This window comes from Carnobacterium sp. GW821-FHT04C06 (assembly GCF_059420345.1).
Map to the genome: position 1 here is coordinate 160,802 of NZ_JBWKTN010000005.1, position 21,674 is coordinate 182,475.

Consider the following 21,674-nt stretch of genomic DNA (forward strand, 5'->3'; position numbering starts at 1 on the left):
TTCTTTATAACTCGATTAAGATCGAAGCCCATGTCAAGCCTCCGCCAAAACCGGTCAATACAATTTTTTGTCCACTGCCTAATTTCAATTCTCCTGCTGAAACAACTTCATCTAATAGAATTGGAATACTGGCAGCAGAGGTGTTTCCGTAGCGTTGCATATTCGTTTTGAATTTGCTCATCGGAAGTTTTAGTTTTTTTGCAATTGCTTCAACGATTCGATAGTTTGCTTGATGAAGTAAATAATAATCCACTTCCGCAAGCTGAGTCTCTCCAATTTCAGCAAGTTGACGAATACTAGCCGGTACATTTCGGATTGAAAAATCAAAAATTGCTCGCCCATCCATTTTTAAATAATCACTTTGCTGTATCTCGTCTGTTGTTTTTGAAAAAGGATCTTGCGTCGTTAAATGCCTTGCTGTTAATGAAAGTCCGCGACTACCATCAGCATGAATATCTTCAGCGAGAAATGATTTTTTTTCATTTACTCCTTTTAATAACACGCCTCCTGCGCCATCTCCAAAAAGAACCGCTGTACTTCTATCTTCCCAATCAATTACTTTCGACATCACTTCTCCGCCTAGAACAAGTGCATAACGAAAATTTCCACTTTGCACCATTTTCTCAGCAATTGAAAGCGCGTAGACAAAACCTGAACACGCTGCATTGATATCAAAGGCCATTACTTGCCTAGCACCAATATATTCTTGAACTAAACAAGCTGTTGAGGGGGTCTGATAATCTGGGGTCATGGTTGCCACAATAATTAAATCGACTTCTAAAGCGGATACGTTTGCTTTATCCAGCATTTTGATTGCTGCTTTTCCACAAAGTACTGAGGTATTTTCAGTTTCGCTTAAGTGCCTCGCTTCAATTCCTGTTCTGGATTTTATCCATTCATCATTGGTATCCATTAGCGTTTCTAATTGTTGATTAGGAACTCTAGTTGATGGGAGGTAACTTCCAGTGCTAATTATTTTTGCTTCCATTCATTTCAGCCCTGTTCTTTCAATTTATTTTGGGTTTTATCTAAGAAACCATGTAAATTCCCTAAACCTTTGATTAGAATTTCAATCTCTTCTTGGTTCATTCCTTCTACGGTTTCTTTTACCATCTCTTTATGGAATTTGTCATGAAGACGATACAATAATCGTCCTCTCTTAGTAAGTCCAAGCTTTACTACTCGTCGATCATTTTCACTTCTAATTCGCTCAACATAGCCTTTTTTCACTAAATTGTTGACCGCAACAGTTAAAGTTCCAACAGTGATCGATAATTTTCTAGCGACTTCAGAAGTTGTTCGTTTACGATACATACCAATAGCTTCAACGGTATGCATTTCCTTGATTGATACATCTTGGAAACTGCTATTTTGCAATGCTGTCTCTTCAATAATCAATATTTCGTTAAACACTTCAACTAAGTAATCATTAATCAGTTCAAATGAGTCTGCCACATCAACTCCTCCATTTCTTATATTTCGTCATTCATTGTAATCAATTGCTTTGATGTTCAAATTGTTTGACTATCAAACTATATTATTTTTTACTAAAAGTGTCAAGTTTATTTTAAAAAATTTTTTTATACAAACAAAAAAAAACCTTTATATAGGCATTTCAAGTACTTAATTTTATTTTGAATATCAAACTATTTATCCTAGAATTTGTCTTTTTATATACGAAAATACAAAAAAAAACGAACCTTATTTTCGATAAGTTTCGCTTCAATAGGTTGTTTATTTTATTAAATGTTTAAACTGCTAGTTATGAAGTAGCCTCTGCATTTGTAATTTCAATTATGTCTTTAAAGTTCACAATCGTTTTTGTTTCACAAATATCTTTCATTGTTGGAGACGATTGTTCCCAAAAAATTTCAACGACAGCACTGTTGGTTAATAGTTTTTTAATAACGCCAGCCATCTTTTCATCTCTAAAAGTAAATTTAATCTCATCACCTAGATCTGGTCTAAATGATTCTTTAACTGCATCAATAATTGCATTTGCTTCTTCATAGGGTACGCCCAAAAGCGTTGCAATTCTTGACTTACTCGCACCTTTACGAAGCTCGGTTTCAACAACTGATTGAATTTCGTTAGTGATTTTATTTCCCATGTAAATCCCTCATTTCTTTATTTCGTGATTACATAAACAAAATATCATAACACTTAATATCTCATTATACCACATTTTCACTTCTATTTGTTAGAATTTGTTCATTATTTATTAATTTATCTCGATACCAAATCTTTTTTACCTTCTTTTCTAGAAAACAAAAGACAATTATAGTCTACATTTCTTTAAAAGTTTGTTAAACTAGATTCACCTAGGTTATAGGAAAAATTTTACGATTAAAGGACGTATGATCATGAAAACAATTTTAATTGCCGATGATGATTCAAATATTAATAAAATGGTTCAGCGTTTTCTTGAATCATTGTCTTATCGGGTAGTAACTGCAACAGATGGAGCTGAGGCTATTGATGCTATCGAAACCCATTCGATTGATTTAGCGATTTTAGATATTATGATGCCTCTAAAGAACGGATATGAAGTTTGTCAGGAAATTCGACAACAGTACAGCATTCCGATTATTTTATTGACTGCAAAAGGAGAAATTGTAGATAAAGAAAAAGGGTTCCAAGCAGGGACTGATGATTACATGACCAAACCTTTTGAATTAAAAGAACTTGAATTTAGAATGAATGCACTGTTTAGACGGTATCAAATTCCGAACAACCCGTTAATTACCATTGGAAAACTAACGATTGATCAAAAGAATTATCTTGTGACCCTAGGAAGTAAAGAGCTTTTTCTTCCATTAAAGGAATTTGAATTGCTAACGAAACTTGCCAGCTATCCTAAAAAAATTTTTACTCGTGATGAATTGATTGAATCTATTTGGGGTATGGATTACGAAGGAAATGACAGAACTGTAGACGTTCATATCAAACGATTACGAGAGCATCTGACCAAGGATTCTGGTGTTGCGATTACTACTATTCGCGGGCTTGGCTATCGATTGGAGGAACAGGTATGAAGACGCTCTATCAACGGATCGTAGCCATTACCTTTTTAGTGATGATTGTAAGTATTGGCGTGGCTTTTTTGATTTCAAATGTGTATTATCAATACCACCTAAAGCCTATCAACGATCAAAAATTAACTTATGTAGCAAAGGATATTCAACAATTTTATAACGAAAATCCGACCTTAAATCAAGAAAGCTACTTCAACCACATTAGTCAGCTTGGCTATGAAATTTATCAATTCAAACCCGATGGCACCGATATCGAATACGGTGATTCGTTCAGAAAGAAAACGTTAGAAAAAGAAGTCATTCAGTCTGTTTTAGACGGAACCATTTATCATGGGATTGCGAATTTTCCAAAGAGCATTTTTATTACAGGTTTTTTTGACAATGATTTACGAAATACTATTGGATTTCCGATAGAAAACAGCGAACAAACTAGTGCTGTTTTTATTCGATCAGACCCTACCAAGCAATTTGGTGAGCTGCGAATTTTCTTAGTGATGTTGCTTGTATTTAGTGTTTTAATTGGCTTTATTCTTATTTTTTTAAGTAGCTATTTTATTGTTTCTCCTATTAAAAGGTTAACAACTGTTACAAAAGAAATTACAGACGGCCAATCCGTTGAAATCCATCCCACTAAAAGAAAAGATGAAATTGGTCAATTAACCAATTCCTTTGCAACAATGACAACAGAATTGAATAAATCCGAAAAGGCGCGACAAGAGTTCGTTGCCAATGTCTCTCATGAAATTCAGACTCCTTTGACTTCTATTCAAGGTTTTACTTCGATTTTAAAAGATGAGAAACTATCTTTAGAACAACGAGAAAATTATTTAACAATAATCGAAACGGAAACTTCACGACTTTCTAGCTTGACGAAACAACTTTTGACACTAGCTTATTTAGACAATGAAAATCAATTAATACAAAAGCAGTCAGTTGCCATTCACCAACAAATCAAACATTATTTAAAACTCATGCAATGGAAGTGGCAAGAAAAGGATCTTTACATCGTAACAGAATTGCCCCCTACCTTCGTATTAGGAAATGAGAATTTTTTATATCAAATCTGGCAAAATTTAATAACAAATGCCATTCGTTATGCTCCACAAGGCGGCGAAATCACTATTACACTTTCAGATGAAGCTGACCAAACACTTCTAACTATCTACAATAATGGACCAGGAATTGATCCAGAAAAGTTACCTTATTTATTTGACCGTTTTTACCGCGTAGATGAAAATCGCAGCAACGCTGATGGTGGTAGTGGTCTGGGGTTGGCTATTACAAAAAAAATCATTCAGTTGCATGGTGGTACCATTTCAGTTTCTAGTTCCGAAAAAACTGGAACAACCTTTACGATTACTTTTCCAAAATAATAATAGGAGGTAGAATCTATTCTGATTCTACCTCCTATTATTATTATCTAATATTTCTAATTCTAAAGAAAAATTAACTTATTGTTTTATTACTTTGCTATAAGCTTAATCTTTATTGCTTGAATAGCTAATTTCTGTCCAGTTGTTCCTGCTACAGCTCCATTTTCCACCCATGCCATCCAACCCTTTTCTGCTACATGAACTTGATATGAAATATTGTATTGTTTCTCTAATCCATTTTTTAAAGAAATTTTTACCGCTTGTAATGATAATTGTTTTCCAACTGTTCCTCCAACGTTTTCAATCCAACCTTTTTCAGCTACATGGGCATCAATTTTAACATTTTCTTTTTTACCATTCACATATACTTCGATACACTGCCCTTCAATACTTAAACCCGTTGTACCCGCCATTTGATTGTTTGTAACATATCCTAACCACCCTTCTTTAGCTAAATGCATCCGATAAGCTAGACCTTTTGCTACAGGTTTAGCTGTTCCTTGAACAATTGGCTTACGAACTAACTTCATTTTAATTGCTTGAAGACTTTTTTTCTGACCTGTTGTCCCTGCTGTTTGCCCATCTTTCACCCAGCTTAACCATCCATTTTCAGCTACATGGGCTTGATATTCTAAGTTATAATAATTTACCGCATCTCCTGTTAATCTAGCTTGAATGGCTTCTACTGCCTTAGATTGTCCCGTCGTTCCTGCTACCTGACCACTCTTAACCCAAGGCATCCAACCGATGGTTGAAACATGAGCTCGATATTCTACTGATCCATTACTAAGTCTCCCAATAATTCTAATTGCTTCTACTGGTAATTTGTACCCTGTTGATCCTGAAAGCGCACCGTCTTTTACATTGTTCATCCATCCCACTTTACTCACGTGTGTTTCATAATTAATTCCTTTTGAAATAGCTTGAGCTGGATTTTTTGGTGGTAATTTTGGCTTAGGAGGCACATAGGCTTCTAAAAACAATGCTGCTTCTGCCGCTCTACGTCTTACTAAACCTGGTAAAATTTGACCACCACCAAGTCTATAAAGTTTCATTTCATTTGCTACATTCTGCCATTGTTGACTATTAAGATACACACATAAATCCGTTCCATTTAAAATTTCAGCGCCTAGATTAAAATGAAAACTCGCCAGTGCATCAAATTGATTTTGATTCAATTGCACTGTAACATATTTAAAAATCCCCGTAATATGGTGGCGTATATCTTCCTCTAAAAATGAATTAGCTTGCGCTTCCGTAATTGACATCCCAGAATATACTCCTTTTGTATGACCATAACCAATCGTCCAAACACCTACAGGATCTACATAAGCATTCAAACGTAACCCTTCAAATTCTTTTACTAAATTTAAACCTCTTTGTGATACTTTCATTCCTTCATTTACCATTCGCTTTCCTCCATATAAATTTATTTTGATAAGAGAAGATCGCATAGTTAACGATCTTCCATTTTTTCTTAGACAATTTCAAATAATCTGTTTATTCTCAATTAATTGTTCTTACTATTTACTTCACTGTAAGCTTAATCTTTATTGCTTGAATAGCTAATTTCTGTCCAGTTGTTCCTGCTACAGCTCCATTTTCCACCCATGCCATCCAACCTTTTTCTGCTACATGAACTTGATATGAAATATTGTATTGTTTCTCTAATCCATTTTTTAAAGAAATTTTTACCGCTTGTAATGATAATTGTTTTCCAACTGTTCCTCCAACGTTTTCAATCCAACCTTTTTCAGCTACATGGGCATCAATTTTAACATTTTCTTTTTTACCATCCACATATACTTCGATACACTGCCCTTCAATACTTAAGCCCGTTGTACCCGCCATTTGATTGTTTGTAACATATCCTAACCATCCTTCTTTAGCTAAATGCATCCGATAAGCTAGACCTTTTGCTACAGGTTTAGCTGTTCCTTGAACAATTGGCTTACGAACTAACTTCATTTTAATTGCTTGAAGACTTTTTTTCTGACCTGTTGTCCCTGCTGTTTGCCCATCTTTCACCCAGCTTAACCATCCATTTTCAGCAACATGGGCTTGATATTCTAAGTTATAATAATTTACCGCATCTCCTGTTAATCTAGCTTGAATGGCTTCTACTGCCTTAGATTGTCCTGTTGTTCCTGCTACCTGACCACTCTTAACCCAAGGCATCCAACCGATGGTTGAAACATGAGCTCGATATTCTACTAATCCATTACTAAGTCTCCCAATAATTCTAATTGCTTCTACTGGCAATTTGTACCCTGTTGATCCTGAAAGCGCACCGTCTTTTACATTGTTCATCCATCCCACTTTACTCACGTGTGTTTCATAATTAATTCCTTTTGAAATAGCTTGAGCTGGATTTTTTGGCGGTAATTTTGGCGCTTCTGGTACATTTGGTAAATCTTTAAAGTGAATGTATCCATCAACAGCACCTGCATTGATCCATCTGTTATTATAATTTCCTGAATAGGCTGGGTTATTATACTCTTCAATTAAAACCGATCCATTTTTCACATCCGCTACCCACGCAACGTGAAAACCAGCATTCCACCATGCAACTGAACCAATTGTTGGATTTTTATCTACTTGATATCCTAAATTTTGTGCATTTTGTCCCCATACATTTGCATTCCAATTACTAGGTGGTCTAGTAATATTAAATTTATTTACTACACTCAAACGATTTGCAACAAATGATGTACACTCCCTTGTATACATCCCCCAAGAATCTACTGCTGCATCCAGGGGTAAATTTTTCCACTTCACCGGGTAATCATCACCAATTAATACCATAAAAAAACCTTCTCTCTTCTTTTTTCCTAATAATTATTAATGAGATCTCAATTTAAAATAATTTTTTATTAGGTACAATTATTGTATTACATAAAAATAACATCTATCTTTTTATATCCAGTCAAAATCCAGTCACGATTCTTTCAAAAATCTTTACCAAAGAAAGTGTTAGTTGTTTCTTTTGTAATTTCCCGTTCATCTCCAGTTCATATAGCTAGGCTATGATAGAACTATCAACAAGAAGGAGTGAGGAAAAATGTTTTTAGCATGGCGTGAAATAAAACATACAAAATTAAGATATAGCTTAATCGCTTTGATTATGATCATGATTATCTGGTTAGTACTATTCGTAACAGGTTTAGCTAATGGATTAGCAAGTGACAACGCTTCAGCGATTAAGGAAAGTGCAGCTTCTTATTTTTTAATTGAAAAAGATTCAGATAATCGTTTCGCACGTTCGACTGTTACTGAAAAACAAGTGAGTGACGTTGAAAAAGATCTTGGAAAAAAAGCTACTGGACTTCGTGTTCAAATGAGTACCGTTAGTACGAAAAAAGATACAAATAAGACGGACGTCTCTTATTTTTCATTTGATTCAACTAGTTTCTTAAAGCCTGAATTAACAGACGGTCATTTTGGAAAAAGTGGAAGTAACGAAGTCGTTGCAGATCAAAAATTGAAAAATCAAGGCTACTCTCTTGGATCTACGATTAAAGACGCGGCAACAAATCAGACCTTTAAAATTACAGGATTTACTAAAAAACAAACTTACAGTCATACTGGTGTAGTTTTCCTAACTCCTGTTCAATGGAAAGAAGTTCAAGTACCTCAAAAAGCAGCTGACAACACGTATAATGCAATTGCATTAGATATCACTGAGGATAAAGCAACGACTTTAAATTATTCGGATTTAGTCACAGCCAGTAAAAACGACATCGTAACGAATATTCCTGGTTATTCAGAGGAACAAGGTTCGTTAACCATGATGATCACTTTCTTATATATCATTGCAGCCTTTGTCCTAACTGTTTTCTTCTATGTTATTACAATTCAAAAAGTTGATCAATTTGGAATGTTGAAAGCCATTGGTGCTAAAACAAGTTACTTGGCTAAAAGTTTGCTCTCACAAATTGCTACGCTTTCCGTTATAAGCCTTTTAATTGGAAATCTTTTAACTTATGGTGTTGCCGCGTTACTACCTGAAAGTATGCCTTTTAATTTAACACCTATTACAGCACTGGCTTCTTCATTACTATTTTTAGCAGTCGCATTAATTGGCTCGTTATTGTCACTGTACCGCGTTGCTAAAGTAGATGCCATTGAAGCGATTGGAGGGAATAACTAATGACAGATAAATTAGTCTTAAATCAAATTTCAAAATATTATCAAGATGGTTCAGAACAAATTGAAGTGTTAAAAAACCTTTCGTTAACGGTAAAAGAAGGAGAATTTGTCGCGATTGTCGGTCCTAGTGGCGCTGGTAAAAGTACGTTCCTTTCTATTGCTGGAGCATTACTATCTCCTAGTGAAGGAGAAGTAAGAATCGGCAATGTTTCCTTGAATAGTTTAAACCAAAAACAATGGACCAACTTACGTCTTAATTCAATCGGCTTTATTTTTCAAGGTGGCAATTTGATTCCATATTTAACCGTTTTGGATCAATTATTATTGCTTCCAAAATTAAGTGGATCAAAGGATGAACATAAGCAACGTGCACTCGATTTATTAACCGATTTAGGTCTGAAACATCGTTTAAATCAATATCCAGATAAACTATCTGGTGGTGAAAAACAACGTGTAGCAATTGCTCGCGCTTTAATGAATGATCCAGATATTATTTTAGCAGATGAACCAACTGCAAGTTTAGACTCTCAAAGAGGCTATCAAGTAGTGGAAATGATTGCTAAAGAGGTTCATAAAAATAATAAAGCCGCTGTGATGGTGACCCATGATGAACGTGTTTTAGAATTAGTCGATCGCGTTCTGCGCATTGAAGATGGACAACTGTATCCTGTTTAAACGAAGTAAAAAAAGCAAGCTCTATAAAAGAGCTTGCTTTTTTTCATGTTATTCACTCAGTGACATTTTTGTCGTTTCTGCTAACCAAGCATCATCGGTTGGATCTGCTCCACCACGTTGATTTTTATCAATCGATGCCATTTTTACAAGATCCTCCTTTGATAAATGAAAATCAAAAATTTCACGATTTTCTTGGATGCGCGTTTCATGAATTGATTTAGGAATTGCAATCACTTGGCGATCCAAATGCCAACGTAAAATAATTTGGGCAGGTGTTTTTTGATATTTTTCAGCCAATTCTTGAATAACGTTATCTTCTAAAACATTTCCTTTCCCTTGACCTAAAGGTCCCCATGCTTCATGTTGAATTCCTTGTTTCACTAAATAATCATGTAGCTCCGTTTGTTGAAAATAGGGATTTGTTTCCACTTGATTGATCATCGGCTTAATTTTTGCCTCTTGCATTAATTGTTCTAAATGATTGATTTCAAAATTTGAAACGCCAATGGCACGAATTTTTCCTTCTTCATACAAAGCTTCTAATGCACGCCATTTTTCAAGGTAACCTTCACTAGGCCAATGGATTAAATATAAATCTAAATAATCGGTTTTTAATTTTTTTAAGGTTGTTTCAAAAGCTGCTATCGTGTCCTCATAAGTGATGGCGTCATTCCAAACTTTTGACGTAAGAAATAATTCACTGCGAGGAATCCCGCTTGTTTGTAGTGCCTCTCCTACTAGTGCTTCATTATGATAGATTGCTGCTGTGTCAATATGACGATAACCGTGTTTAATAGCTGCTAAAACAGACTGTGTTAATTCTTGTTCATCTTCTACAAGAAAAACCCCTAGACCTAATTGTGGGACTTCGATTGTATTTTCTAATTTAAATGAGGGTATTTTTGTATTCATTCTTATTGCTCCTTTTCTTTTTTAAACTATAGTGGGAACCATTCCGCCGTCAATTCTTAGTGCTTCGCCAGAAAAACTACTTGCTAACGGACTGGCAATAAAGGCAATAAACCGACCAATTTCTGAAGGTTCAATTAAACGTTGAATTTGAGACATTGGACGATGTTCCCTCATAAATGCTTGTTGCTGTTCTTCACGAGATAGTGAACTGCCTTTGTACATCTCTTCAATCATTTTTTCAACCCCTTCAGTTAAAGTTGGGCCTGGCATAACGGTATTGATAGTAACCTGACTTCCAATTGTTAATTTTGATAAACTTTTAGCCAGTGACAAATTCATGGTTTTCGTCATACTGTATTGCGGCATCTCACCAGATGGCATAATCGCCTCTTCACTAGCGATAAAAATAATGCGACCAAAATTTTGCTCAAGCATTTTAGGTAAATAAAATTTAGCTAATTCATTTCCAGCTAGAACATTGGTTTTAAAAAAAGTTGTCCAGTCGTTTTCTTCAATCTCAAAATAGTTCATTGGTTGAAAAATACCTAAATTGTTCACTAATACATCGATCTTTGGAAAATTTTCTTTTAACTGTTGAATCCCAAAGTCGGTTGATAAATCATAAGGTGCTTCATAAAATGAGATTGTAGGAAATTCATCTTTTAATGAAGCTACCAATGTGTTAATCCCTTCTTTATCTCGACCATTAATAATCACATCGCTGCCTTCTCTAGCAACTTCCTTAACAATTCCAAGGCCAATTCCCTTTGTTGATCCTGTTACTAATACAAGTTTTCCTCTTAGTTGTATTTCCATATTCATTGCCTCCCTGATCGGTTTATATGCTTATTATAGAGTAGGTATTCTTTTTTACAAGTACGCACTTTTTTGTGTTATAGGTACTTTTTTGTACCTTACTCCCCTTAATATGCTATAATGAAAAATCAATACAGCAGTGGAGGTTTATATGAAAACAACGTATACTTATAATATTGGTGTTGAAGCAACGATGGAAGTAATTGGAGGAAAATGGAAACCAATTATTCTCTGTAACCTACGTCATCAAAAAATGCGTACAAATGAATTAAAAAAAGCCATTCCAGGAATCACTCAAAAAATGCTGACGCAACAATTGCGTGAGTTAGAAAGGGATCAAATAGTAAATCGCATCGTCTACTCACAAGTTCCACCTAAAGTCGAATATGAATTAAGTGCATATGGCCTTACTCTGAGCACTATTCTGGATCAGCTTTGTTCATGGGGAGAAATCAGAGTCCAAAAACTTGCCGAAGAAGGCAATGATGTCACACTATTATCAAAATCTGATTGTCCTGAAATTGACTAAAAATAGCAGAAAACCAGTTGTCCCCCAATAAGCAGGACAACTGGTTTTTTATTGCTGTTTCTTGATTTCTTTATGAATTCTTTTTAACGCTTTTTTTGACCCACGTTGAATGTCATGCTCTTCTTTTCGTTCCTTATAACTAACAAAGAGGCTTGCTAAATCGTAGTCCATTGGGTACAATTCTGTCGCTGGAATTTCTAATTTTAAACGCTTTGAAAGAACTTCTAGCATCTCACCTTCAATATAAACAGTCGCTTTTTCTTGTTTTTCATCATAAGAATAAATAAGCCCAGCTTTTTGTTTTTCGGTTAGTAAAACACGGTCTCCTTTTTTGAAGTCCACGGTTTCCTTTGTAATGATTGTATCTTCTTCCTTGCTCTTTTTATTTATTGAAAATGATTTTTTTTCGACGTTATATGCTTTTGACGTTTGATATAAATGTGCTTGCTCAATAACACTTGGCTTCAATTTCATTTTTTTTGCAATCCACAAGGCGTTACTCTCACCAGATTCCCCAATAATTAACTGATACAAAGGCGTAATCGTATCTTGATTAAAAGCCATAGCTGCATTCATAAAATCAGGATGCTCTTCTGAATAACGTTTAATTTCGCCGTAATGGGTCGTCGCGACAACAATACAGCCTCTTTGGTAAAACTCTTCTAAAATAGCGATTGCCAATGCTGCTCCTTCATTTGGTTCTGTCCCACTACCAATTTCATCAAATAAAAGCAAGCTATTTGGTTTTGCTAATCCCATCATTTCAGCAATACTTTTAATATGGGCTGAAAAGGTACTCAGCGCATTTTCTAAGCTTTGACTGTCACCTATTTCCACAAATATTTGGTCAAATAGGGCAATTTCTGTGCCCGCTTTTGCATCTATCTGTAACCCATATGCTGTCGCAAATGAAAGTAGCCCGACTGTTTTTAAAACCACTGTTTTCCCGCCAGCGTTCGGACCGGTAATAACTAATCCTCGGTACTCTTTTCCTACTTTAAAATTAAGCGGGATAGCTGCTTCACCCAACAGCGGATGCTTGGCATCGATTAAATGGATATACCCTTCTGTGTTGAGCTTTGGCGTGATGCCATTTATTTCACGACTGTATTTCGCTCGAGCAAAAATCAAGTCATATTCTGCAATGAGTTCTAAATTAATGTTGATTGATTGCAGATTTTCTAAAATTAAGCCTGATAAAGTTGCTAAAATTTGATACGTTTCAGTTGCTTCTGCCATTTTTAATTCAAAAATTTCATCATTTAACTTGCTCACACTGGTAGGTTCTATGAAAACCGTCGTACCTTTGCTACTCGTTTCTATGATTGTTCCAGTTACCTGATTTTTATAAGATGCTTTAATTGGAATTGTAAACCGTTCATTTTTTTTGCTAACAAAAAATTCTTGAATATACGGCTGATTCGTTTTATTTTTTAAAAATTTGTTCAATCGTTCGTCAATTTTGCTTTCTCTTTCAGCAATTAAACGGCGAATTTTTTTCAATTCTTTACTTGCTTCTGAATCTATCTGACCATTTTTGATTGAAAAATAAATATCTTCTTCAATCAATAAAAAAGTTTCCATTGATTGGCTGTAAGTTGCTAATAAAGGTGCTAATGAGTCATTTTTCTCCATAAATTGCTTGATTAGACGACAGCTTCTTAAAAAATCAGCGCATTCTATCAATTCTCCAGCATCTAATACAAGGCCTTTTTCTAATTGCGTAACTAGGTGATCAATCATTCCTAAGCCCATAAACGGCATGTGTAACTTTGCATCTAGTAGTGTTCTTCCTTCTGCTGTTTCGTTTAAACGACGCTTGACGACTGTTAAATTAGCCGTTGGCTCCAACGCATCTAATCTTTTTTTACCAAGTGAGCTGACGGTATAGCTTTTTACTTTTTCTAATAGTGTGGTTAATTGGATTTTTTCATTTGTTTGTTGATTCATTTTTTATACTCCTTGTAAGTTTTTTTACAAAGATAACTGACTTTTTTATTTCTTCTGAATGAAACAAAAAGCTTTTTAATAGATAGTAGGTATAAAAAAAAGCTACAGGAAACCCGTAGCTTTAAAAAATTACAATGAGCATCACTAGGATAAAGTGATGTTAGATTGAGTTTTTTATGAAAAGTCAGGTATCTTTTTAGGTAAACTAAATAAACGATTCCCTATAGGAATTTTAATTGTTTAATTAGTTTATTTAATTGGCCTAGTTAGATACAGACTCCACTCACAAAAAGCACCTCTTATTTTTTTATTGTTCATTCAGAATACTTACTAATTGATTTTATTTTACTTGTTAGTTAGTTAAAAGTCAATAAAATCATAGAATACTATTTTTTTCGTTTTGCCCTTGTATTTTTTAGCGATTCAACGTATGATTATTCATGAAGTTAAATTAAAACTTATAAAAAATAGAGGTGCAACAATTATCAGTAATTAGTTGGAGGTTTGACAAAACCTGTGAAGACTAGTGAAAGGAATTTTTGCCGAAACAAAAAACTGTCATCTTTTTGTTGGGTCTTAGGTTGAATAAGCCAAGAACTGTCGCTTATCTTTAAGCGTTGCGCTATCTTACTGCATGGAAGCCTCAGTCTTCCTACCACTAGATGGTAGGGGGACTTTTTTTATGGTTTAAAAAGGAGAATTTTAGTCATGATTGACGCAAGAAAAGAAGAAACAAAAAGCGCTGGGGCGAGTTCAGAGAATACAATGAATCGCGCTTTAAAAACACGCCATCTTTCAATGATTGCGATTGGAGGAAGTATTGGAACTGGTTTATTCGTTGCCAGTGGATCTGCTATTTCAACTGCCGGTCCTGGTGGGGCTTTGCTAGCTTACGCCGCAATTGGATTAATGGTATTTTTCTTAATGACCTCATTAGGTGAAATGGCCACTTTCTTACCCGTTTCTGGTTCGTTCAGTACGTATGCAACTCGTTTTGTTGATCCTGCGATGGGATTTGCGATGGGATGGAATTATTGGTTCAATTGGGCAATTACGCTAGCCGTTGATATCAGTACCTCTGCCTTAATTATGAACTTTTGGTTTCCTGATGTACCAGGTTGGATTTTTAGTTCGGTTTTTATGGTTATTTTATTTTTACTAAACGCTTTATCTGTCAAATCTTTTGGCGAAGCAGAATATTGGTTTTCAATTATTAAAGTCATCACTGTTTTGGTATTTCTAGTGGTTGGTATTTTAACCATTGTTGGCATTATCGGTGGGCATCATGACGGATTAACAAACTTTACAATTGGGGACGCACCTTTTGTTGGCGGGATTCCTTCAATTTTAGCTGTCTTCGTAGTGGCTGGTTTTTCTTTTCAAGGAACGGAATTGATTGGAATTACTGCTGGGGAATCTGAAACTCCGGAAGAAAGTATTCCAAAAGCTATTAAACAAGTCTTCTGGCGTATATTATTATTCTACATTTTAGCCATTTTTGTTATCTCTGCTATTATTCCTTATACAAGTCCTAATTTGTTAGGTAGTGGAGCTGGAGATGTCGCCATTAGTCCTTTCACACTTGTCTTTAAACGTGCTGGCTTAGCTGCTGCTGCTGGTGTGATGAACGCAGTTATTTTAACATCTGTGTTATCAGCTGGAAATTCTGGGATGTATGCTGGAACAAGAATGCTTTGGGCAATGGCTAAAAATGGTCAAGCACCTAAGATTTTTGGATTGATTAATGATCGCGGAATTCCTATTTTCGCTTTGATGTTAACTACTTTTGTTGGTACACTTGCTTTTGCTTCAAGTATTTTTGGAACGCATATTTATCTATTTCTTGTTGCTGCTAGTGGTTTAACTGGGTTTATCGCTTGGATTGGAATTGCTTTAACTCATTATCGCTTCCGTCGTGCCTTCATTAAACAAGGTCATGATTTAAGCGAACTTAAATACAAAGCAAAATGGTTCCCATTTGGTCCCCTACTCGCTTTATTCTTATGTATTTTAGTTATTGTTGGACAAGATATTCAAGCCTTTAAAGATTTTAATTGGCAAGCAATCGGAATTACCTATATGAGTGTTCCACTGTTTATTATTTTGTTTAGTTACTACAAAATTAAATTTAAAACGAAGCTTATCCCCCTTGAAGAAGTTGATTTATCTCGACATAAAGAATAACCAAAAGCCATTAGACTATTCTAATGGCTTTTTCATTACTAAAAACTATTATTTTCCCAAGAAAAGTGTACACTATAAATGAGAAAATAAATAGTAACACGCTTTTTAGGAGGAATTTTTTTGGAAGAACGCAAAGTTAGTTGGTTAGAATTATTTTATGATTTGGTTTTTGTTGTAGCCATTTCTTCAACCAACCATTTATTAACAACTGTTAATAACCAGCCACAAGATTTTTTTACGATTATTGGTGAATACCTATTAATGATTATCCCCATGTGGTGGGCTTGGGCAGGTCAAACAATGTTTTTCAATCGTTACGGTCTTAGATTGAAAAAGCCTCACTATTACATGTTTATGCAAATGTTTTTTGTGATGCTAATGACTGCAAGCTTTAATTTAAACTTTAATGAAACCTATCTCACCTTTTTAATTGGATTTATCGGCATTCGTTTTATGACGATTTTACAGTATCATTCGGTGAAGCGTTGCATTGATAGTAAAGCCGATCAAAAAGTCATTTTATTATTAACGAATTTCTTTACACTTTCACTTATTTTATCCAGTACTTCTTTATTTTTCAATGGATTTACTCGTTATTTCGTCTTGTTCCTAGGAATCTTTTTAGACATCGCTATCCCATTGATAAATCACAAAAAATTAATAGCTGCTCCTGTTGATGTCGGTCATTTAGCTGAACGGTTAGGCTTATTTACATTAATTTGCTTTGGAGAAACGGTGGTTGCTTTGATTGCTATTTTAAATGGACAAACAATGATTGTCTCCACACTATTTTATGTAGGCATTGCTTTTATCGTCATTATCTTGCTTTGGAAATCTTATTATGATCGGTTAGACTTGGTGATTGATAAAGAGCAGACGACGAATGGACAATTATTACTCTATAGCAATTTGTTTATGCTAATTGCCATCACTCTTTTTGCAGGAGCACTCCACTTAGGTGCTCATCAGGTATTGCCTTTGCAATTAATCGATCTTTTACTCGCATTTTCTTTTTTCTTATTCTATAGCGCGAAACATTTTATTTTTATTTATCATCCTAAAAAGAAATTTTCAAGAGCAACTTTCAGAAAAATTATTGGATTAGGTCTTTCAATCTTTCTATTAACTGGATTCCTTTTGTATTTAGTCGTGCCTCCTATTTGGATGCTTATCTTAATTGGGATTTCTTCTTTGATAGACAATTTAATCCAATATGAAGAAGAAACTTCCGTTTAGTTTTTTCTTCATCAAAAAAACCACAGGATTCTCATCATGTGGTTTTTTTAATATTTATGCAGTTTTTTCATTTACGTCTCAAGAGAGATTCGAACTCCCGACCGTCCGCTTAGAAGGCGGATGCTCTATCCAGCTGAGCTATTGAGACAAGTCAATATTCTTTCAACGACAAGATTTATTATATGCAATATTGTATAAAAAGTCAATAGAAAATCCATTAAAAGTTAATTTTTATTTAAAAAAAAGAAATCCTACTCAAAGGATTCCTTTTTTATGCATTTATTTCAGTATAACTCTAAATATTGTTCTCTTTCCCATTCTGAAACTTGTTGACGGAACGCCGCCCACTCTAAACGTTTGGCTTCAACAAAATTATTGTAGATATGAGAACCTAAACCAGCTTTCACAACTTCATCTTGTCGCAAGTATTTAATCGCATTATGGAGCGTTGATGGAAGATCATTAATGCCACGTTCGTGACGTTCTTCTTCGGTCATCACATAAATATTCCGATCAACGGGAGCTGGTGCTACCATTTCATTTCTAATTCCATCTAATCCAGATTTTAATAAAACAGCCATAGCTAAATATGGATTTGCTGTTGGGTCAACACTGCGTAGCTCGATTCTTGTTGATAAGCCACGAGATTCTGGAACACGAATTAACGGTGAACGATTACGTCCACTCCATGCCACATAAACTGGCGCTTCATAGCCAGGTACTAAACGTTTGTATGAATTCACTGTCGGGTTACAAATAGCAGTGTAGGCTCTTGCATGACTTAAAACACCTGCTAAGAACTGACGAGCTGTTTCACTTAATTGCATATCGCCTTCTTCATCATAAAAGGCATTGCCGTCTTCTGTAAATAAAGACATATTGAAATGCATCCCTGATCCATTTACACCAAATAACGGTTTTGGCATAAAGGTTGCGTGAAGTCCATGTTGACGAGCTACTGTTTTGACAACAAGTTTAAAGGTTTGGATATAATCACATGCTTCAATTGCATTTGCATATTTCCAATCGATTTCATGTTGACCTGGCGCTACTTCATGGTGGCTAGCTTCAATTTCAAAGCCCATTTCTTCTAATTGTAAGACAATTTCACGACGACAATTTTCACCTAAGTCTGTTGGTGCAAAGTCGAAATAGCCTCCTTTATCATTTAACTCAAGAGTTGGTTCACCTTTTTCATCTAGTTTGAATAAGAAAAATTCAGGCTCTGGTCCTAAGTTGAAAGAGGTAAAGCCAAATTCTTCCATTTCTTTTAATACTCGTTTTAAATTGCTACGAGGATCGCCAGCAAATGGAGTCCCATCAGGATTGTAGATATCACAGATTAAACGCGCAATTTTGCCTTTTCCAGTTCCCCAAGGAAAAATCAACCAAGAAGTTAAATCTGGGCGTAAATACATATCACTTTCTTCAATTCGTACAAAACCTTCAATTGAAGATCCGTCAAACATCATTTTGTTGTCTAATACTTTTTCCAGCTGACTGATTGGAACTTCAACATTTTTAATAATTCCCATAATATCTGTAAACATTAAACGTAAAAAACGTACATCTTCCTCTTTCGCAATCTTGGTGATTTGTTCTCTTGTAAATTCTGGCATTCTATCTATTCCCCCCGTTATTAGGTTATTTATAGGTGGTCTCTTTTTTTATCATCCTAAAAAAAGCAAACATGGTTAACAAACATTTTTAAATCATACGACTAGGATTCATAGATTGATCTGGACCATTGCCACTAAAACCACTTACTGATAAAAATTCTGCATGTAAAATTCGTCGCACATCATCATCCGTCATTACTTTAGTATGCTCCATCATTTTTTTCTCTTTTTCTACTTCTTTTAATTCATAAATCCGCTTGATACCTGCCATATTGATTCCATCAGATAAATAATCTTTAATTTCTAAGAGAACATCAATGTCATTAAGAGAATACATTCTTCTGTTCCCATCATTTCGTTCAGGGTGAATCAAATCTTGTTCTTCATAGTAACGAATTTGTCTAGCTGTTAAATCCGTCAGTTTCATAACTGTACCAATCGGAAAAACAGACATTGACCTGCGAAGCTCTTTCTCTTTCATTTTAGTCCTCCTTTCAATTACTTTATTAGAATATCAAGGTTTAAATCATTTGTCAACAAAAAACTAATTAAGATGTTAGGTTTCCTTACATTGGATATCGAACATTTCCAATTAATTCTTATAGTACGTTTGTTTAATATTAAATAATAGTAGGTATACCAATAAAAAAAGAGACATACATAAATGTACGTTCTCTCTAAGTTCCTTAATAAAATAATTCTAATACAGCTGAACTCACTGCAAGTTTTACATGTTCATAAGTTAATCCACCTTGCACATAAAGCGTGTATGGCGCTCTGATTGGGCCATCTGCTGTCAATTCAAGGCTAGCTCCTTGGATAAAGGTACCCGCTGCCATAATCACATCATCTTCATATCCAGGCATATAGGCGCCAATTGGCAACACATGAGCATTTACAGGTGAGAATTTTTGAATGGTTTGAGCAAATTTAACCATCTTATCTTGATCGTTTAAAGAAATCATTTGAATCAAATCGGTCCGTTCTGCATCCCACTTTGGAGTGCTTTCAACCCCACATGTGTCCAGTAACGCTGCTGTGTAGATAGCACCTTTAACCGCTTCTCCTACAACATGAGGTGCAAGGAAGAACCCTTGATACATTTCTTGCAAACTATACAATGATGCTCCTGCTTCTCGACCAATCCCAGGACTCGTTAAACGATAGCCACAAGCTTCAATTAAGTGTTGTTTCCCAACAATGTATCCGCCAGTTTTAGCAATTCCACCGCCAGGATTTTTGATGAGTGAACCTGCAATCAAATCTGCCCCAACTTCAAGTGGTTCTTGTTCTTCAACAAATTCTCCATAGCAATTATCGACAAAAACAATGGCATTAGGCGCAATTTTCCTAACAGCTTCAATCATTTCCTTGATTTGAGCAATGGTAAAGGAGGAACGCATGGCATATCCTCGTGAGCGTTGAATTGCAATCATTTTCGTTTTTGGCGTGATTTTTTTTGCAACGGTTTCTAAATCAACTGCTCCACTTTCCAACAAATCCACATGGTCGTAACCAATTTGATATTCTTTTAATGAACCGATTCCGTTACCTGTTGCTCCAACGATTTCAAGCAAAGTGTCGTAAGGAGCGCCGGTAATATAAAGCAACTCATCTCCTGGTCGTAAAACACCAAACAACGCTGTTGAAATCGCATGTGTTCCAGAAATAATCTGCGGACGAACTAAGCCCGCTTCTCCCTTAAAAACGTCTGCGTATACTTGTTCAAGAGTGTCTCGTCCAAAATCATCATACCCGTAACCAGTAGAGGGCGTAAAATGTTGGTCGCTTACTTGATTGTTTCGAAAACTTTGTAATACTTTATTTTGGTTAAAAAGTGCAATTTCATGAACTCGCTGATGATAAGGTTGAATTTTTAATTCAACTTCTTTGATGGTTTCTATTAATTTAGTTGGATAATTTTGGTGCCACATCATTGGATTTCATTTCCTCCAGTCCATTTTGACGCTTTTTTTGCGTATCCTTTTACAAGGTATACATTTAATTCTTCTTGAAATTCTGCAGATTCTAATAATGTTTCTTTTTTTAGTTGAACTAATTTATTGCCTTCATCAGCTGCTACTTCAAATTCATAAGGAAGCATAACTTCTTTCATTTGCTTCATGATTTGATTGCGTAATTTAAGCAAATCTTCTGGATCTTTAGCCGATATCAAGCTATTTGGAAATAAATTAGGTGAAAAATTTCCGTTGAGTAAATCTTTTTTATTGTATACTGTAAAAATTGGAATTTGATCCATGTTTAATTCTTTTAACAGATTGATTACAGTGACTTCATGCCCTGCTACATTTTCAGCCGCTGCATCGACAACGTGTAGCAGCAAATCTACGCCTCTCGTCTCTTCTAACGTCGAATGAAAAGCATCAATTAACTGCGTTGGCAAATCTTGAATAAAACCAACGGTATCCGTTAAGGTCACATTCATGCCACTTGGCAATACCATCTTGCGAGTCAATGGATCTAACGTGGCGAATAATTGATTTTCTTCATAGGTTTTCGCATCTGTCAATCGATTTAACAATGTAGATTTCCCAGCATTTGTATAACCAATCAAGCCAATTTGGAACGTGGTTCCATCATTTCTTTTTTCACGGCTTCTTTGACGATGTGCTTCGGTTTCTTTTAGCGTTTTTTTAATATCATTGATTTGGCTTCGAATATGACGTCGGTCTGTTTCAAGTTTCGTTTCACCTGGTCCTCTGGTTCCAATTCCGCCACCTAGTTTAGATAAGTTTTTTCCTTGTCCAGCTAGACGTGGCAATAGGTATTGTAATTGTGCTAAGGCTACTTGTAATTTCCCTTCTTTACTTTGTGCACGCATCGCAAAAATGTCTAGAATCAATTGAATTCGATCGATTACTTTTACATCTATTTCAACTTGAATATTTCTTGTTTGACTTGGTGTTAAAGCATGATTAAAAATAACAACGTCTACTTCAGTCTCTTCTACTAAATGAACCAATTCTTGAATCTTTCCTTTACCTAGATAGGTTTTACTGTCCATACGGTCTCTTTTTTGAGTTAACTCAGCCACTACCTGACCGTGAGCAGTTTCTGTTAATTGACCTAATTCTTCTAGTGAATAACGGAAATTTGTATCTAATTCATTTGTTTGAACACCTACAATAACCACGCGCTCATAATCTAATTTTTCTTCCATTGTGCCACCTACATT

General features: G+C 35.2%; 19 protein-coding genes, 1 tRNA gene and 1 riboswitch. Of the genes, 7 read left to right on the forward strand and 13 right to left on the reverse strand.

The window, feature by feature from the left end:
* Positions 1 to 4: 4 nt before the first annotated feature.
* The 3 genes from AC07SW_RS10240 to AC07SW_RS10250 form a co-directional block, all read right to left on the reverse strand.
* Positions 5 to 988, reverse strand: a complete 984-nt coding sequence (locus AC07SW_RS10240) for a beta-ketoacyl-ACP synthase III (protein ID WP_034570236.1) — start codon at positions 986 to 988, stop codon at positions 5 to 7.
* Between the two features lie 5 nt (positions 989 to 993).
* Entirely contained in the window at positions 994 to 1,455 is a 462-nt protein-coding gene (gene fabT / locus AC07SW_RS10245; protein WP_034570239.1) for a fatty acid biosynthesis transcriptional regulator FabT, read from the reverse strand.
* Positions 1,456 to 1,762: 307 nt separating this feature from the next.
* The gene (locus AC07SW_RS10250) at positions 1,763 to 2,110 is read right to left on the reverse strand and encodes a hypothetical protein (protein WP_034570242.1); all 348 of its coding nucleotides are present in this window, start codon (positions 2,108 to 2,110) and stop codon (positions 1,763 to 1,765) included.
* A 253-nt stretch (positions 2,111 to 2,363) separates the two neighbouring features.
* Here AC07SW_RS10250 and AC07SW_RS10255 point away from each other — a divergent pair, with 253 nt between their 5' ends.
* The gene (locus AC07SW_RS10255; protein ID WP_034570244.1) at positions 2,364 to 3,035 is read left to right on the forward strand and encodes a response regulator transcription factor; all 672 of its coding nucleotides are present in this window, start codon (positions 2,364 to 2,366) and stop codon (positions 3,033 to 3,035) included.
* Positions 3,032 to 4,408, forward strand: coding sequence for a sensor histidine kinase (locus AC07SW_RS10260; RefSeq protein WP_135018304.1), 1,377 nt, complete (start codon positions 3,032 to 3,034; stop codon positions 4,406 to 4,408). Before AC07SW_RS10255 ends, AC07SW_RS10260 begins: the two co-directional genes overlap by 4 nt.
* 89 nt (positions 4,409 to 4,497) lie before the next feature.
* Here the strand turns inward: AC07SW_RS10260 and AC07SW_RS10265 are convergent, their stop codons facing one another.
* Both AC07SW_RS10265 and AC07SW_RS10270 read right to left on the reverse strand, forming a co-directional pair.
* Positions 4,498 to 5,817, reverse strand: a complete 1,320-nt coding sequence (locus tag AC07SW_RS10265) for a glycoside hydrolase family protein (protein WP_494632822.1) — start codon at positions 5,815 to 5,817, stop codon at positions 4,498 to 4,500.
* 118 nt (positions 5,818 to 5,935) lie between these two features.
* Positions 5,936 to 7,213, reverse strand: coding sequence for a CHAP domain-containing protein (locus AC07SW_RS10270; RefSeq protein WP_494632823.1), 1,278 nt, complete (start codon positions 7,211 to 7,213; stop codon positions 5,936 to 5,938).
* A 256-nt stretch (positions 7,214 to 7,469) separates the two neighbouring features.
* On the opposite strand from AC07SW_RS10270, the gene AC07SW_RS10275 reads away from it, so the two are divergent.
* Entirely contained in the window at positions 7,470 to 8,558 is a 1,089-nt protein-coding gene (locus AC07SW_RS10275; RefSeq protein WP_152876917.1) for an ABC transporter permease, read from the forward strand.
* Positions 8,558 to 9,232 (forward strand): ABC transporter ATP-binding protein, encoded by a 675-nt coding sequence (locus tag AC07SW_RS10280; protein ID WP_119907908.1) that lies wholly within the window; start codon positions 8,558 to 8,560, stop codon positions 9,230 to 9,232. Before AC07SW_RS10275 ends, AC07SW_RS10280 begins: the two co-directional genes overlap by 1 nt.
* Positions 9,233 to 9,280: 48 nt before the next feature.
* Here AC07SW_RS10280 and AC07SW_RS10285 read toward each other — a convergent pair whose 3' ends face one another.
* Together AC07SW_RS10285 and AC07SW_RS10290 are read right to left on the reverse strand one after the other, a co-directional pair.
* A complete protein-coding gene (locus AC07SW_RS10285; RefSeq protein ID WP_311907268.1) occupies positions 9,281 to 10,144 on the reverse strand; it encodes an aldo/keto reductase in 864 nt (287 codons plus the stop codon).
* A 21-nt stretch (positions 10,145 to 10,165) separates the two neighbouring features.
* Complete coding sequence (locus tag AC07SW_RS10290; protein WP_494632825.1) at positions 10,166 to 10,960, reverse strand: SDR family NAD(P)-dependent oxidoreductase; 795 nt, start codon at positions 10,958 to 10,960, stop codon at positions 10,166 to 10,168.
* Positions 10,961 to 11,111: 151 nt separating this feature from the next.
* On the opposite strand from AC07SW_RS10290, the gene AC07SW_RS10295 reads away from it, so the two are divergent.
* Entirely contained in the window at positions 11,112 to 11,489 is a 378-nt protein-coding gene (locus tag AC07SW_RS10295) for a winged helix-turn-helix transcriptional regulator (RefSeq protein WP_034570262.1), read from the forward strand.
* Between the two features lie 48 nt (positions 11,490 to 11,537).
* On the opposite strand, the gene AC07SW_RS10300 is transcribed toward AC07SW_RS10295, so the two are convergent.
* Positions 11,538 to 13,439, reverse strand: coding sequence for an endonuclease MutS2 (locus AC07SW_RS10300; protein WP_494632826.1), 1,902 nt, complete (start codon positions 13,437 to 13,439; stop codon positions 11,538 to 11,540).
* Positions 13,440 to 13,899: 460 nt separating this feature from the next.
* A riboswitch (Lysine riboswitch) is annotated at positions 13,900 to 14,072 on the forward strand.
* A gap of 75 nt (positions 14,073 to 14,147) precedes the next feature.
* Between AC07SW_RS10300 and AC07SW_RS10305 the strand changes: the two genes are divergently transcribed.
* The gene (locus tag AC07SW_RS10305) at positions 14,148 to 15,623 is read left to right on the forward strand and encodes an amino acid permease (protein ID WP_051915647.1); all 1,476 of its coding nucleotides are present in this window, start codon (positions 14,148 to 14,150) and stop codon (positions 15,621 to 15,623) included.
* Between the two features lie 120 nt (positions 15,624 to 15,743).
* Positions 15,744 to 16,859, forward strand: a complete 1,116-nt coding sequence (locus AC07SW_RS10310; RefSeq protein WP_463684958.1) for a low temperature requirement protein A — start codon at positions 15,744 to 15,746, stop codon at positions 16,857 to 16,859.
* A gap of 74 nt (positions 16,860 to 16,933) precedes the next feature.
* Here AC07SW_RS10310 and AC07SW_RS10315 read toward each other — a convergent pair.
* From AC07SW_RS10315 to hflX, 5 genes are all read right to left on the reverse strand, one after another.
* Positions 16,934 to 17,007, reverse strand: a tRNA-Arg gene (locus AC07SW_RS10315).
* 136 nt (positions 17,008 to 17,143) lie between these two features.
* Positions 17,144 to 18,478, reverse strand: a complete 1,335-nt coding sequence (gene glnA, locus AC07SW_RS10320; RefSeq protein WP_119907903.1) for a type I glutamate--ammonia ligase — start codon at positions 18,476 to 18,478, stop codon at positions 17,144 to 17,146.
* Positions 18,479 to 18,566: 88 nt separating this feature from the next.
* The gene (locus AC07SW_RS10325) at positions 18,567 to 18,959 is read right to left on the reverse strand and encodes a MerR family transcriptional regulator (RefSeq protein ID WP_034570273.1); all 393 of its coding nucleotides are present in this window, start codon (positions 18,957 to 18,959) and stop codon (positions 18,567 to 18,569) included.
* Between the two features lie 205 nt (positions 18,960 to 19,164).
* Positions 19,165 to 20,415 (reverse strand): methionine gamma-lyase family protein, encoded by a 1,251-nt coding sequence (locus AC07SW_RS10330; RefSeq protein WP_119907902.1) that lies wholly within the window; start codon positions 20,413 to 20,415, stop codon positions 19,165 to 19,167.
* Positions 20,412 to 21,659 (reverse strand): GTPase HflX, encoded by a 1,248-nt coding sequence (gene hflX / locus AC07SW_RS10335; protein WP_494632828.1) that lies wholly within the window; start codon positions 21,657 to 21,659, stop codon positions 20,412 to 20,414. Before hflX ends, AC07SW_RS10330 begins: the two co-directional genes overlap by 4 nt.
* Positions 21,660 to 21,674 lie beyond the last annotated feature (15 nt).